This window comes from Xanthobacter sp. BG11Y11_SDJG, assembly GCF_057364445.1.
On record NZ_JBNFNU010000096.1, the window covers coordinates 1 to 12,408 of the forward strand.

13 protein-coding genes are annotated in these 12,408 nt (G+C 69.2%); 1 reads left to right on the forward strand and 12 read right to left on the reverse strand.

Annotation, left to right across the window (positions count from 1 at the left end):
• The 10 genes from AC2W7M_RS10405 to AC2W7M_RS10450 all read right to left on the reverse strand — a co-directional run.
• Positions 1-730 (reverse strand): molybdopterin-dependent oxidoreductase (locus AC2W7M_RS10405; RefSeq protein WP_486132199.1); only part of this gene is annotated, 730 nt, incomplete at its 3' end.
• Positions 731-827: 97 nt separating this feature from the next.
• Positions 828-2,468, reverse strand: coding sequence for a gamma-glutamyltransferase (gene ggt, locus AC2W7M_RS10410; RefSeq protein WP_486132201.1), 1,641 nt, complete (start codon positions 2,466-2,468; stop codon positions 828-830).
• 42 nt (positions 2,469-2,510) lie between these two features.
• Positions 2,511-3,290, reverse strand: a complete 780-nt coding sequence (locus AC2W7M_RS10415) for a class II aldolase/adducin family protein (RefSeq protein ID WP_486132203.1) — start codon at positions 3,288-3,290, stop codon at positions 2,511-2,513.
• Between the two features lie 39 nt (positions 3,291-3,329).
• A complete protein-coding gene (locus AC2W7M_RS10420) occupies positions 3,330-3,626 on the reverse strand; it encodes a hypothetical protein (RefSeq protein WP_486132205.1) in 297 nt (98 codons plus the stop codon).
• 346 nt (positions 3,627-3,972) lie between these two features.
• Complete coding sequence (locus AC2W7M_RS10425) at positions 3,973-4,788, reverse strand: NAD(P)-binding domain-containing protein (protein WP_486132207.1); 816 nt, start codon at positions 4,786-4,788, stop codon at positions 3,973-3,975.
• Between the two features lie 118 nt (positions 4,789-4,906).
• Complete coding sequence (locus tag AC2W7M_RS10430; protein ID WP_486132209.1) at positions 4,907-6,094, reverse strand: ABC transporter substrate-binding protein; 1,188 nt, start codon at positions 6,092-6,094, stop codon at positions 4,907-4,909.
• A gap of 16 nt (positions 6,095-6,110) precedes the next feature.
• The gene (locus AC2W7M_RS10435; protein WP_486132211.1) at positions 6,111-6,842 is read right to left on the reverse strand and encodes an ABC transporter ATP-binding protein; all 732 of its coding nucleotides are present in this window, start codon (positions 6,840-6,842) and stop codon (positions 6,111-6,113) included.
• On the reverse strand, positions 6,832-7,731 hold the full coding sequence (locus AC2W7M_RS10440) for an ABC transporter ATP-binding protein (RefSeq protein ID WP_486132213.1): 900 nt from the start codon (positions 7,729-7,731) through the stop codon (positions 6,832-6,834). Before AC2W7M_RS10440 ends, AC2W7M_RS10435 begins: the two co-directional genes overlap by 11 nt.
• The gene (locus AC2W7M_RS10445) at positions 7,728-8,561 is read right to left on the reverse strand and encodes a branched-chain amino acid ABC transporter permease (protein ID WP_486132214.1); all 834 of its coding nucleotides are present in this window, start codon (positions 8,559-8,561) and stop codon (positions 7,728-7,730) included. The genes AC2W7M_RS10440 and AC2W7M_RS10445 overlap by 4 nt, the downstream gene beginning before the upstream one ends.
• Positions 8,561-9,436 carry a branched-chain amino acid ABC transporter permease gene (locus tag AC2W7M_RS10450; protein ID WP_486132216.1) on the reverse strand — a complete coding sequence of 292 codons (876 nt, stop codon included), beginning with the start codon at positions 9,434-9,436 and terminating at the stop codon, positions 8,561-8,563. Before AC2W7M_RS10450 ends, AC2W7M_RS10445 begins: the two co-directional genes overlap by 1 nt.
• 302 nt (positions 9,437-9,738) lie before the next feature.
• Between AC2W7M_RS10450 and AC2W7M_RS10455 the strand changes: the two genes are divergently transcribed.
• A complete protein-coding gene (locus tag AC2W7M_RS10455) occupies positions 9,739-10,545 on the forward strand; it encodes a GntR family transcriptional regulator (RefSeq protein ID WP_486132218.1) in 807 nt (268 codons plus the stop codon).
• On the opposite strand, the gene AC2W7M_RS10460 is transcribed toward AC2W7M_RS10455, so the two are convergent.
• Positions 10,535-11,074 (reverse strand): hypothetical protein, encoded by a 540-nt coding sequence (locus AC2W7M_RS10460; protein ID WP_486132220.1) that lies wholly within the window; start codon positions 11,072-11,074, stop codon positions 10,535-10,537. The two genes, AC2W7M_RS10455 and AC2W7M_RS10460, sit on opposite strands and share 11 nt — an antisense overlap.
• Before the next feature lie 67 nt (positions 11,075-11,141).
• Positions 11,142-12,408: MFS transporter (locus tag AC2W7M_RS10465; RefSeq protein WP_486132222.1), on the reverse strand; the 1,267-nt coding region annotated here is incomplete at its 5' end.

The following is a 12,408-nucleotide window of genomic DNA, read 5'->3' on the forward strand; positions in this document are numbered from 1 at the left end:
CGGGTCGTGGGCGGCGGCGATGTCGGCGCGGATCTCCTCGAGCGAGGGTGTGGGCGGCGATGAAGGCCTCGTCCAGCAGCCCCTCGGCGGCGGCGGCGTGCATCAGGCCGAAGGCGAGCGCCGCGTCGGTGCCGGGGCGCGGCTTCAGGTGCAGGTCGGCGCGGCGCGCGGTGCCGGTGGCAATGGGATCGATCACCACGATCGGCCCCTTCACGCGGCCGAGCCAGGTCTTGAACTGGTGCGGCGCCGAATGGGCCGGGTTGGCGCCCCAGATCAGCACCATGGCGGCCTCGTCCACGGTCTCGGGGTCGAAGCCGTCGAGCGAGGAGCCGAGCATCAGCTCCAGCGCCACGTGGCCGGCCTTGTTGCAGACCGTGTCCGGGTCCACCTCGGTGGCGCCGATGCGGTTGAAGAAGCGGATCGGATACCAGCCGGAGATCAGCGCCACCGTGCCGGTATAATGGGTGTGGATGATGCTCTTTTGCGCACCTTCGCCGATGATGCCGCCCAAGCGGGCGGCAATGTCCGCCAGAGCCGCATCCCAGGATACCGGCTCGAACAGCCCCGCGCCCTTGGCGCCGACCCGGCGCAGCGGCGTCAGCAGGCGCTGGTCTGCCGAGCGCCAGGCGCCGTTATAGGTCACCGCGCACTTGCCGCAGAGGGTGCCCTTGGCGATGGCATGGTCGGGATCGCCGAGGACGCGGCGCACCACGCCGCCGTCCTTCACCACGGTGATGCCGCAGGCGTCGTAGCAGTCGCGCGGGCAGGTGGTCTTGACGAGGGTCCGTCCGGCGCCGGGGGCTGGGTCTCGTTCATGGCCGCTCTCCTCAGAAGCCGACCGCGGCGCCGTCGCCGCGCGGGTCCGCGCCGCCGTGCAGAACGCCGGTCTTGCGGTCGATCAGGATCGCGCCCGCGTGTCCCATGAGGTCCGAATAGTCCGTGGTCAGCGCCACCCGATGCCCGAGCTGACGCAATTCGCGGACCACCTTGTCCGCGACCCGGCCCTCCAAGTTCAGCTGCGAGCCCGGCTGCGACAGATCGAGCATGCGGCCCTGCAGCCAGCGCGGCGCCTCGATCGCCTCCTGCGGCGACAGTCCGTAATCGATGATGCGCACCACCAGCGCCGCCTGGGTCTGCGGCTGGCCCTCGCCGCCCATGGTGCCGTACACCAGCTCCGGCACGCCGTCCTTGTAGAGCAGGCCGGCGATGAGGGTGTGGAAGCAGCGCTTGCGCGGCGCGACGCGGTTCGGCGAGGTGGTGTCGAGGGCGAAATACTTGCCGCGGTTCTGCATCAGCACGCCGGTGCCGGGAATGACGAGACCCGAGCCGAAGCCGTCGCAGATGCTCTGGATCAGCGAGACGCAGTGCCCGTCCTTGTCGACCGTGCCGATCCACACCGTGTCGCCGCCGCGCGTGGCGGGATTGCTGAAGGCGGCCTTGCCCTCCGCGCGGATGCGCTCGGCCTGGGCGCGCCCGTGCTCCGCCGACAGCAGGCGGTCGAGCGGGATATCGAAGAAGTCTGGGTCGGTGAGGAAGGCGTCGCGGTCGGCGAACGCGGCTTTCACCGCCTCGGCCATCAGGTGGTAGAAGGCGGTGGAGCCGTCCTCGATCCGCTCGACCTCGAAATTGTTCAGGATGTTCAGGATGCCCAGCGCCGCCATGCCCTGGGTGTTGGGCGGCAGGTTGAAGGCGGTGTAGCCGCGATAGGGCACGCTGATGGGGGCGACCCAGTCGGCGCTGTGCTCGGCGAAGTCCGCGCGCGTCAGCACGCCGCCCTCAGCGAGCAACGCGTCGGAAATCTTCGCTGCCGTCTCGCCCTGATAGAAGGCGCGCGCACCCTCTTCGGCGATCATCGCCAGCGTGTCGGCAAGGTCCGGCTGGCGCATCACCTCGCCGCGCTTCAGCGGCCGCCCGTCCGGATGGCAGTAGGCGGCGCGGGTGCCAGGAAAGCGCTGGATGTTGCCGAAGCCCGGGTCCTCCGGCGCGAAGTCGATGGGGCCGCGCACCTCCTGGTGGGAGGAGACGGGAATGCCGCTGCGGGCATAGGAAATCGCGTCGGCGAGCAGTTCCTTGAACGGGATGCGCCCGCCGAGCGCGGCGGCCGAATAGTCGTACGCGGCCTGCCAGCCGGAGACCGCGCCGGGGATGGTGTTGGCGGCCAGCGGCCCGCGCGCGGGAATGGCGGCCACGCCTTGCGCCTGGTAGTGCTCCAGGGTCGCCAGGCTGCCCGAGCGGCCGGAAGCGTTGAGCGCGCGCGGGGTGCTCTCGCCGGCATTCGCCACCAGCCAGAAATTGTCGCCGCCGATGCTGTTGGCCTGGGGATAGGCCACCGCGATGGTGGCCGCGGTGGCGATCGCCGCCTCCACCGCATTGCCGCCGTCGCGGAGCACCTTGAGGCCCGACTGGGACGCAAGATAGTGGGGGGATGTCACCATCCCGTTCATCGCCAAAGTGGTGGGCCTGGTCATGGGGCGCGGTCGCTGTTCTTCTGCCGTGAGGAAGGGGTGGGGTCAGTCGCGGTAGGACGGGTCTTCGCGGTCCAGCTTGCGCATCAGCGCCTGCCACTCGATGGCGCCGGGATTTCCGGTGTGCTGGATGTCCGAATAGCGCAGCGATGCGGTGTATTCGCAGATGTCCGGGCTCGGGATGACGATCTTCTGCCCCGTCGACTGCGCCTTCACCTGGATCTCGCAGGCGCGCTCCAGATAATACATGTAGATGAACGCCTCGGCGCAGGTGCGGCCGGTGGTGAGGATGCCGTGGTTCCGCAGCAGCATGGCCTGGTGGTCGCCGAGCTTCGCGATGATGCGGTCGCGCTCGTCGAGGCGCACCGGCGGGCCCTCATAGTCGTGATACGCGAGCCGGTCGTAATAAGAGAGCGCCCACAAGGACATGGGGATGAGGCCGCACTCCAGCGAAGACACCGCGATGGCGTTCACCGAATGGCAGTGGAACACGCAGGCCCGTTCGTCGCCGGAGCGGTGCAGCGAGGAGTGCAGCACGAAGCCGGCGGGGTTGTGCAGCCACTGCCCGGTGCCGGCATCCACCACCTCGCCGTTCACGTCCACCTTGATGAGCGAGGAGGCGGTGATCTCGTCGAACATCAGGCCGTAGGGATTGAGCAGGAAATGGTTCTCCGGCCCCGGCACGCGGGCGGACAAATGCGTGTAGACGAGGTCGTCGAGGCCGAGCTTCGCGGTCAGCCGGTAGGCGGCGGCGAGCTCGATGCGCAACTGGGTTTCTTCCGGCGACCAGCGCGACGAAGAAGGGACGGCGACGGCGACATTCATGTCGTTCTCCCGAAGATGATCTGAAGTCATGCCCGGTGATCATTCCCACATGGCGTAGGTATCGAAGGCGCGCTTGACTTCGCCCGCATGGGCGAGGAACAGCTGGCGCGAGATGTCGTGGCAGATGCGCGGCGCGACGAACTGCAGGCCCGAAAGGTTGCAGCGGAAGCCGCTGAGATGGGCGACGCCCGAGCACAGATAGTAGACCCGGCGCACGAAGCTGCCGTCCTCGGTGCGCGGCGTGAACTGGAGCGCCTCGCCGAGATAGGGGCTGTTCTCCAGTTCCGGGTGCGAGGCCATGCCGTTCGGGATGTAGACGTCGCGCCACAGCCGCACGTGCGGAGAAGGGACGCAAGCTCGCTTTGGTCGGCGAGCGAGTTGCGCGCGCCGGTGCCGCAGATCATGAAGTCGTGGGCGAGCGGCGTGCCGCCATAGATGCCGTGGATGCGCCCGTCGCGGTACGCCAGCGCGTCGATGCCGGCGGAGCCGTAGAGCGTGAAGCGCGGGTCGCGGACCGCCTCGTAATAGGTGTCGCGCGGCGGCGGCACGCCGAGGTCGAGGTCGGCGAGCGAGTAGGCCCACTTCATCTCGTCCGGCAGCTCGATGTAGTGGCGGTGGTAGCCGTTCCACTTGCTGCCCCAGCACACCCGGTGGATCGGCGGCAGATGCGGCCGGCGCAGCATCAATCGACGCGCCGGGCGCCCGCGGCGAGCGCGGCGTTGGCGGTGTCAAAGGCGCTGGCCCCGCCGCCCACCACGACGATGTCGCGGCCGGAAACGTCCTCCACCGCCAATTCGCTCATGGTGTGGGCATAGGCGGGCGCCGGCAGCACGTCGGTGACGATCTGCGGAAAGCGGGCCTGGCCAGCGCTCTCGATGCCGGTGGCGACGATGACGAAGCGCGCGCGCTCCACGCCCGTGGTGGTGGTGAGCACGAAGCAGTCGTCCTCATCGCACCACGTCACGTCGGTGACGCGGGAGCCATAGGCGATGGGCAGGTCGAGGAGGTCGCCGTACCAGTCGAGATAGTCGGCCCACAGAATGCGCGGGATTTTCTTGATGCTGGGATAGTAGTCCGGGCCGAAATTGGCGTCGCACCAGCGCTGGAAGTGCAGGTTGGGGATGCCCCATTCGAGGCCGCCGGTGGAATCTTTCTTGGTGCGCAGCAGGTGGTTGCGCGCATAGGTGCGCCACGGGCCCTGGCGGCCCTTGGGGGCGCGGTCGAACACGCGGATGTTGTGGCATCCGTAGCGGCGAAGCCCGAACGCCAGCGACTTGCCGCTCTGCCCGGCACCGATGATCGCCACCTCCAGGATGGCGTCGTCGTGCGCATACGGCAAAGGCACGCTCGGATATTTGAGCACCTCGATGTCGTCGAGGATCGCCGCCTCCAGCGCTGCCAACCGGGACTCGGCATCCGCCAACCGCGCGGGACGATAGAGGCGGGCCTCCATCGAGAATTCCGGCGGAATTTCAAGCTTCTCGCAGATGTTCGCCATGACTTCGTGCTTCGTGTTTCATTTCACAATAGAGCCGGGGGCGCCGCTGTCAAGGCTGGGTTCGAGGCAGCTGGCGTCCCCGGCGGGCGGAGCGGGCTCCGCGGTGCCGGGCCGCGGCTCAGTTCTTGTGGGTGTCCACCAGCTGCCAGCGGCCGTTCTTGGCCTCCAGCACGTAGATGGTCTTGATGGCGTCGCCCTCGGAATTGATGGAGAGCGGACCGACCAGCGCCGGGAAGTCCTTGAGCTTGCGCACCTCGTCGCGGATCGCGGCGCGCTCGGCGGCGAGCTTTGCCGGATCGCCCGTCACCTTCGCGTTCTTCATGGCGGTGGCGTACATCATGACGATGTCATAGGTCGCGGCATCGAACTGGTTCGGCTCGAACACCTGCTCGCCCTTCTCCTTAAGCTTCGCCTCGAACGCCTTGACGAACTTCTGGGTGCGCTCGTCCGGCATGCCGGAGAAGAAGGTGGAGGTGATCACCGTGCCCTCGCCGTTGGCGCCCATGCGGGCGGGAAGCTCGGCGTCGGCGACCGTGGAGCCGCCCAGCATGCGGCCCTTGTTGCCCTGGCGCCGCAGCTCCGCGGAGAGCTTCAGCATCGGCTCCGGCGGGGTGCCGACGGCGATCAGGTCGGTGGGCTTCTGGTTGAGCTGGGAGACCTGGGGGGCAAGGTCGAAGGCGGCGACGCGGAACGACACCGTCTCCTCCAGCGGGATGCCGGCGGCCTTGATCGCGTCCGGCAGCACCTTGGTGCCGAGCGACTGGGAGACCGCGTCGTCGGTGGCATAGGCGACGGCGGCGGAGCCGTGGGCATAGCCCTTCGCCTTCAGGGTCTTGAACAGGCGCTCATAGGTGTAGGCCTCGTCGGTGGCGTTGCGGAACGCATAGGTGAAGGGCGCCGCCACCTTCGGCGCCGAAGACGCCATGGACATCTGGGCGATGCCGAGCCGCTCGCCGGTGGGGAACGTCACCCGGCATTCGGAGGTGCTGAACGGCCCTATGATGGCGAGCGCCGGCATGTCCTGGGCGAAGCGGGTGACGCCGGTCACCGCCTGCTCCGGCTTGCCGCCGGTGTCGAAGCTGGTGACCGCCAGCTTCTTGCCGTTGATGCCGCCGGCGGCGTTGATGTCCTCCACCGCGATCTCCACCGCCACCGCGTTGCGCTTGGCGAGCGCCGAGAACGGTCCGGTGGTGGCGGCGAGGTAGCCGAGCAGCAGGTCCTGCTGCTGGGCGGCCGCCGGCGCCGCGCCCAAGGCGAGGATCGCCGCGACCACGCATGATCTGCGAAAGGCAAAGTCGAACGCCATTTCAGTTGCTCCGTCTTCAGGGACCGTGAACGGGGGGGGAGGCGTGGGCGCCGCCGAGATAGGCGTGCATGAGGTCGTCCGAGCGGGCGAGCGTCGCCGTGTCGGCGGCGGCGACGCAGGTGCCGAGCCGCAGCACGTAGCCGTCGGAGGCGGTCTGGAGCGCGAGGCGCGTGTTCTGCTCCACCAGCAGGATGGAGAGGCCGGTGGAATTCATCCGCCGGATCAGCTTGAACACCTCGCGCACGAACAGCGGCGAGAGGCCGAGCGAGGGCTCGTCCATCAAAAGCAGCTTGGGCCGCGCCATCATCGCCCGGCCGATGGCGAGCATCTGCTGCTCGCCGCCCGAGAGCACCGAGCCCGGGGCGTGGCGCCGCCGGGCGAGGTTCGGGAACAGGTCGTAGATGGTGTCGAGGTCGGCGGCGATCTGCCGGTCATGGCGCGGATAGGCGCCCATGAGCAGGTTCTCCTCGACCGTGAGCGACACCAGGATGCGCCGGCCCTCGGGCACCATGGCGATGCCGGCGGCGACGCGGCGTGCCGCCGGCCAGCGCGCGATCGCCTCGCCCGCAAAGCGCACCTCGCCCGAGGCCGGGGTGAGGCCCATGATGGCGCGCAGCAGCGAGGACTTGCCGGCGCCGTTGGCGCCAAGCACGGTGGCGATGGTGCCGTCGCGCACGCCGAGATCGACGCCGCAGACGGCGGTGACGGCGCCGTAGCAGACCGACAGGTTCGCGACCTCAAGCAGCATGGGTGCCTCGCCCCGCGCCCGCCGTGCGCGCGCTGTCCTGGTTGCTCTGCTGGTCGCTCTGCTGGTCGCTCTCCTGCGGACCGATGGTTTCGTCGAGCGCCGGGGCCGGCACGGGGGCGTCGGCGTCCGCCGTGTCTTCGTCCTTGCCGAGATAGGCCTCGATCACCGCCGGGTGGCTGCACACCGCCTCGGCGCGGCCCTCGGCGATTTTGCGGCCGAAATTGAGCGCCACCACGTGGTCGCACAGGCTGGAGACGAAGGCGACATCGTGCTCGACGATGAGCACCGACATCTCCTTCGGCAGCTGTGTCAGGAGGATCGAGAGCAGCTCGTCGCGCTCCGACGAGTTCAGCCCGGCCGCCGGCTCGTCGAGCAGCAGCAGGCGCGGGCGCGTCACCAGCGCGCGGGCGATCTCGATGCGCTTCTGCACGCCGTAGGGCAGGCCGTCGGCGAGCAGGTCCGCATGGGCAGACAGCCCCATCAGCGCGGCCGCGGCCCGCGCCTCGGCGAGGCCCGCGCGGTTGAACGGCGCGTTGAGCGGCACCAGCATGCGCCGCCACAGGCCCACGTGGGTGTGCTGGCCGAGCATGATGTTCTCCAGCACGGTCAGGTGCTTCATCATGCGCAGGTTCTGGAAGGTGCGGCCGATGCCGAGCCGGACGCGGCGGTCGAGCGGCACGGCGTCGATCCCCGCGTCGTCCAGCAGGATCTCGCCCGCATTCGGCCGGTAGACGCCGCTGATGAGGTTGAACACCGTGGTCTTGCCGGCGCCGTTGGGGCCGATCAGGCCGGTGCGCGAGCCCGGCATCACCCGGATGTCCAGGCTGTCGATGACGGTGAGGCCGCCGAAGGCCAGCGTCACCCCGTGCAGGAACAGCATGGGCTTCATGTGGCCGGCCTCCGGTGGAGCATGGTGTGGATGAAGCTGCGGGTGAGCAGCCCCTCGGAGCGCAGCAGCATGAGCACGACGATGGCGGCGCCGAAGGTCACGTAGCGCCACTCGTCGGTGCCGCGTAGCAGCTCTGGCGCGAGCGTGAACAGGGCGGCGCCCACCAGCGGCCCGAGCGGGGTCTGCAGTCCGCCGAGCAGGGTGTAGAGCACCGCGAAGGTGCTCAGCAGCACGTTGAAGCGCTGCGCCTCCACATAGGAAAAGTGATGCGCGTAGAGCGCCCCGGCGAGACCGGCGAGGGCGGCGCCGATGGTGAAGGCGGTCACCTCGATGCGGCGCGTGCGCACGCCGAACACCGCCGCGCCCTGGGCGTCGTTGCGGATCGCGGTCAGGCACAGGCCGAACCGGGTCGAGGCCAGGAAAATGACCAGCGCCACCACGCCGAGCGTGACCCAGAAGATCGGCCAGAAGCCGAGATGGCCCACCACCACCAGCCCGCTGGCCGCGCCGAGGCTTTCCATGTTGAGGATCAGCGCCACCACCACCTCGGAGAAGGCGAGGGTGGCGATGGTGAGATAGATGCCGCGCGCGCGGAGCACGGGATAGGACACGCACAGGCCGACAAAGCTCGCCACCAGCACAGCCCCGGCGATGGAAAAGGGCATCGACCAGCCCGCATTGGACAGCACCGCGGAGCCATAGGCGCCGAGCGCCATGAACCCGGCGATGCCGAGGTTCAGCTGCCCCGCCGCCAGCGTCATGTAGGCGGCATAGGCGGCGATCACGTTGACGCACAGGATGGCGCCGATCTGGAGCGCGTAGCCGCTCATCACATGCGCTCCGCCATCTTGGCCCGGTCGCCGAGCAGCCCCTGCGGGCAGAACGCGATGATGAGCAGCAGGAGCCCGTAGACGAAGACGTTGACGGCCTCGGAGTTGAGATAGGCGATGGTCATCACCTCGATGACGGCGATGATGAGCGCGCCCAGCACCGCGCCCCACACATTGCCCATGCCGCCGAGCACCATGGCGGACACGCCCTTGAGCGCCACCTCCGAGCCCATGTCCCACGACACCTGGAGATAGGAGATGCCGAACAGGATGCCGCCGATGCCGGCGAGCAGGCCCGAGACCAGGTAGACGCTGGACACCGTCCAGCCGACCTTCACCCCCAGCATCTCGGCGATGGCGGGGCTCTCGGCGATGGAGCGCAGGCCGCGCCCGAGCTTGGTGTATTTCAGCAGCACGTAGCAGAGCGCCACCAGCACCAGCGCCAGCAGGAAGCCGCCCGACTGGGGCAGGCTCACGGTGAGGTCCGAGACCTTCACGCTCGCCCGTGCGAACGGGCTCGGATAGCCCACCGCGTCGGAGCCGAAATAGACCAGCACCAGGTTCTCGAAGAAGATCAGGAAGCCGAGGGAGGACACCAGCGGGATGTGCGGGTCCGAGGTGGAGAGCCAGCGGAAGGTGCAGCGCTCCACCAGCAGCGAGGCGAGGCCGGTGGCGGCGAGCGCGCCCGCCGCCGCGCCCACCGCCGGCACCCCCGCCGCGAGCAGCGCGCACGACACCACGCCCCCCAGCATGAACAGCGCGGGGATGCTGAAGTTGAGGAAGTTCAGAATGCCGATGGTGAGGGTGAAGGACACCGCCACCAAGGCGTAGATGCCCCCGAGCATCAGTCCGTTCATGAGTTGCTGGGCGAACACGCGGCCTCCGTCGGTCAGAAATTCCTCATGTTTCATTTCAGCAAGAGCCATGCCAGCTCGCGGCGCGTTAAGCGGGGGGCGCACCAAGGCGGCGAGGCGGCTTGCGCGGGCTCGATTGGCGCCCGGCGGGGCGCGTGCAGGCGCAGGGAGGGCCTGCTTGATCGATGGCTCAAATGAGCGGCGCCGCGCCTCGTTGTCGGGCACATGCCCGCGATCTGTGCAGCGGGCATCACGAATCCGGGTAAGATCTTGAAACTCGCGCTTGAGTGGCCGGCGCGAGGTGGCTAAACCTGACATGAAGCATGAAGCAGGAAGCGCCGGTGAAGAAGCTCAAGCGGTCCAATCTCAGCGAAGACGCCTACACCTATGTGCGTGACCTGTTCCTCAACGGGACCCAGTACAATCCCGGCGACAAGGTCAGCGTCGAAGAACTGAGCCGCGGCCTCGGCGTCAGCCGCACGCCGCTGTGGGGCGCCATCAACCGCCTGGAGGCGGAGGGCATCGTCGAGATCGTGCCGCGCCAGGGGGTCTATCTCATCAAGTACGACCCGCGCCGGGCGCTGGATATCTACGAGGCGCGCGAGGTGCTGGAGGGCATGGCGGCGCGCCTCGCCGCGCAGCGCATCACCGGATCGCAGATCGCCGCCTTGAAGCGCGGCGTGGATGAGCAGCGCCGCAGCTTCGAGGAGGGCAACATCGAGGGCTATTATGCCACCGCCCTCGACTTCCACGACAAGGTGGCGGAAATCGCCCAGAACAAGGTGATCGAGGAATTGCTGCGGTCGATCTTCGCCCGCATGCGGGTGATGCGGCTGCAGCGCCAGTCCATGCCCATGCGCCTGCCGCAATCCACCGACGACCATTCGCTCATCATCGCCGCTTTGGAGGCGGGCGATCCGGACGCGGCCGAGCGCGAGCGCGCGCCCATATCCGCAAGCTGGCGGACCAGATCCGCTCCGAGATGGCGAAGGTCGAGGCCGAATCCCGGGCGTCGGCGAAGGGGAAGGGGGCGGCCAAGAGGCCGGCGGATGCGCCGCCGGAGGGCGCGCGCGGAGGCCCCCGTCCCGCCGCCGGACCGCTGCCGGGGCCTGAGGCGGCTCAGCCTCTGAGCTTGAGATAGCCCCACATGAGTCCGGTCCCGACGGCGACGATCACCAGCGCCGCCAGGGCAACGAACAGCGCCGACTGGTCGAGCCAGGCCACGGCCGGCACGCACAGGCCCATGACCACGCCGTTCAGCCCCATGCGCCAATTGGTGGTGTGGACGCCGGCGACGAAGGTGCCGAGCGCCAGCAGAAGGAGCAGAAAGAGGCTGGTGGAATCGGCATCCGCCACCGCCTGCACGCTGGGCAGGAAGACAAGGTTCATGGCGCCGAGGAACGCGCCCCAGTGCAGGAGCTGGGTCCAGACGAGGTGCCAGCGGGCATCCTGGCCGGCGGCATCGGCCCAGCCGGCATAGATGCAGGCGGCGCAGCTCGCCACCGCCACGAACTCCCAGAACGGTACGATCGGCGTGCGCTCCATGCTCACATAGGCGACGCCGCCGACCGTGAGCAGCAGGATGGCGAGATAAGGCAGTTCGCGCAGCCAGAAGCCTGCATGGCGCCCCGCGCCGCCGTTCGACATGCCGTCCGCCATCTCGCCCTCCCGGTTCGTCCGCGCGCAGACATAGCACCGCCGCCGGCGGCGCGCGAACCGGCTGGGATCAGCCCGGCGCGGTGCGCGCGGCGAGGCGGCGGCGGGTGTCCACTACGGCGGCAAGCGAGAGCAGGGCGGCGAGCGTGAACAGCGCGCCGTAGCCGAACCGGTCGGCGATCGCCCCGGCGACGAACGAGCCGGCGAGATAGACCACCAGCTGCGCGCAGGCGAGGAGGGTGAAGTCGGTGCCCGGCTGGTCCTTCGAGGAGGCCGCCATGAACAGCGAATAGAGCGCGACGATCTCCATGTAGCGGATCAGCGTCTGGAACGCGGCCGCCCCGAACAGCGCGGTCCAGCCGGTGACGATGTCGAAGGCGTGGAGCGCGAACAGCGCGAAGCATAAGGTGCGCAGGGCGCCGAGCAGGGTCAGCACCGGCGCCGTGCCCAGCCGCACCATCAGCAGCGCCGCCACCCCCGAGCCGATGAGGCCGGCGGTTGCCGCCGCGCCGCCGGAGAGATAGCCGACGATGTCCAGCGGCACGCCCCGGTCCACCAGATAGGGGCCTTCCATGGCCTTCACGAGGCCTTCGCTCGCCCGGTAGACCAGGGCGATCACCAGCACCTCGCGCGCCTCGGGCCGGGCGAAGAATGCTCTGAGCGAGGCGCGCGGCGCGCTCGGCGCCGGCCTCACGTCGTCCTCGCGCATGGCGAAGGCGGAGACGAGCGGCACGAGCGAGAGCGCCGCCATGGTCCAGATCATCGGCTGCCAGCCGAAATGGTGGTAGATGACGAGGCTTCCCGTGCCGCCGATCACCACGCCCAGCGCCACCGCGCCGCCCTGGATGGCGTTGCCGAACGGGCGATCCTCTGGCGCGAGGCGCCGGGTGGCGTAGCCGTCGGTGGCGATGTCCTGCGTCGAGATCAGGAGCGCCAGCGCCATGCCGAGCGCCAGGAAGGCCCAAATGTCCGTGGGTACGATCAGCGCGAAGGCGGCGATCGCCAGCACCGTCAGCGACTGGGTGATGAGCACCCACCCCGCCCGGTGCAGGCCGGCGATGGGGCGGAAGCGGTCCACATAGGGCGCCCACAGGAACTTCAGCACCAGCGGCAGCATCAGCACCGAGAGCATGCCGATGGCGGTGCGCGAGACGCCCTGCTCGCGCATGATGGGCGGGATCGCCGCCACCAGAAGGTAGCTCGGGATCGACTGGGCGAGGTAGAGCCCCGCCAGAAACCACGAAACAGCCGCCATGCGCCCGAGCGGGCGGCGGCGGGGGCGGCCGGCGGCGCTCATGACGGGGCTGCCCGCCGTGGCCGGGCGAGGAAGGCGCGCG

Coding starts and splice junctions, on each gene's coding strand:
- ggt (WP_486132201.1), bottom strand. CDS start 2,468: ATGACCAGGCCCACCACTTTGGCGATGAACGGGATGGTGACATCCCCC.
- AC2W7M_RS10415 (WP_486132203.1), bottom strand. CDS start 3,290: ATGAATGTCGCCGTCGCCGTCCCTTCTTCGTCGCGCTGGTCGCCGGAA.
- AC2W7M_RS10425 (WP_486132207.1), bottom strand. CDS start 4,788: ATGGCGAACATCTGCGAGAAGCTTGAAATTCCGCCGGAATTCTCGATG.
- AC2W7M_RS10430 (WP_486132209.1), bottom strand. CDS start 6,094: ATGGCGTTCGACTTTGCCTTTCGCAGATCATGCGTGGTCGCGGCGATC.
- AC2W7M_RS10435 (WP_486132211.1), bottom strand. CDS start 6,842: ATGCTGCTTGAGGTCGCGAACCTGTCGGTCTGCTACGGCGCCGTCACC.
- AC2W7M_RS10440 (WP_486132213.1), bottom strand. CDS start 7,731: ATGAAGCCCATGCTGTTCCTGCACGGGGTGACGCTGGCCTTCGGCGGC.
- AC2W7M_RS10445 (WP_486132214.1), bottom strand. CDS start 8,561: ATGAGCGGCTACGCGCTCCAGATCGGCGCCATCCTGTGCGTCAACGTG.
- AC2W7M_RS10455 (WP_486132218.1), top strand. CDS start 9,739: ATGAAGCAGGAAGCGCCGGTGAAGAAGCTCAAGCGGTCCAATCTCAGC.
- AC2W7M_RS10460 (WP_486132220.1), bottom strand. CDS start 11,074: ATGGCGGACGGCATGTCGAACGGCGGCGCGGGGCGCCATGCAGGCTTC.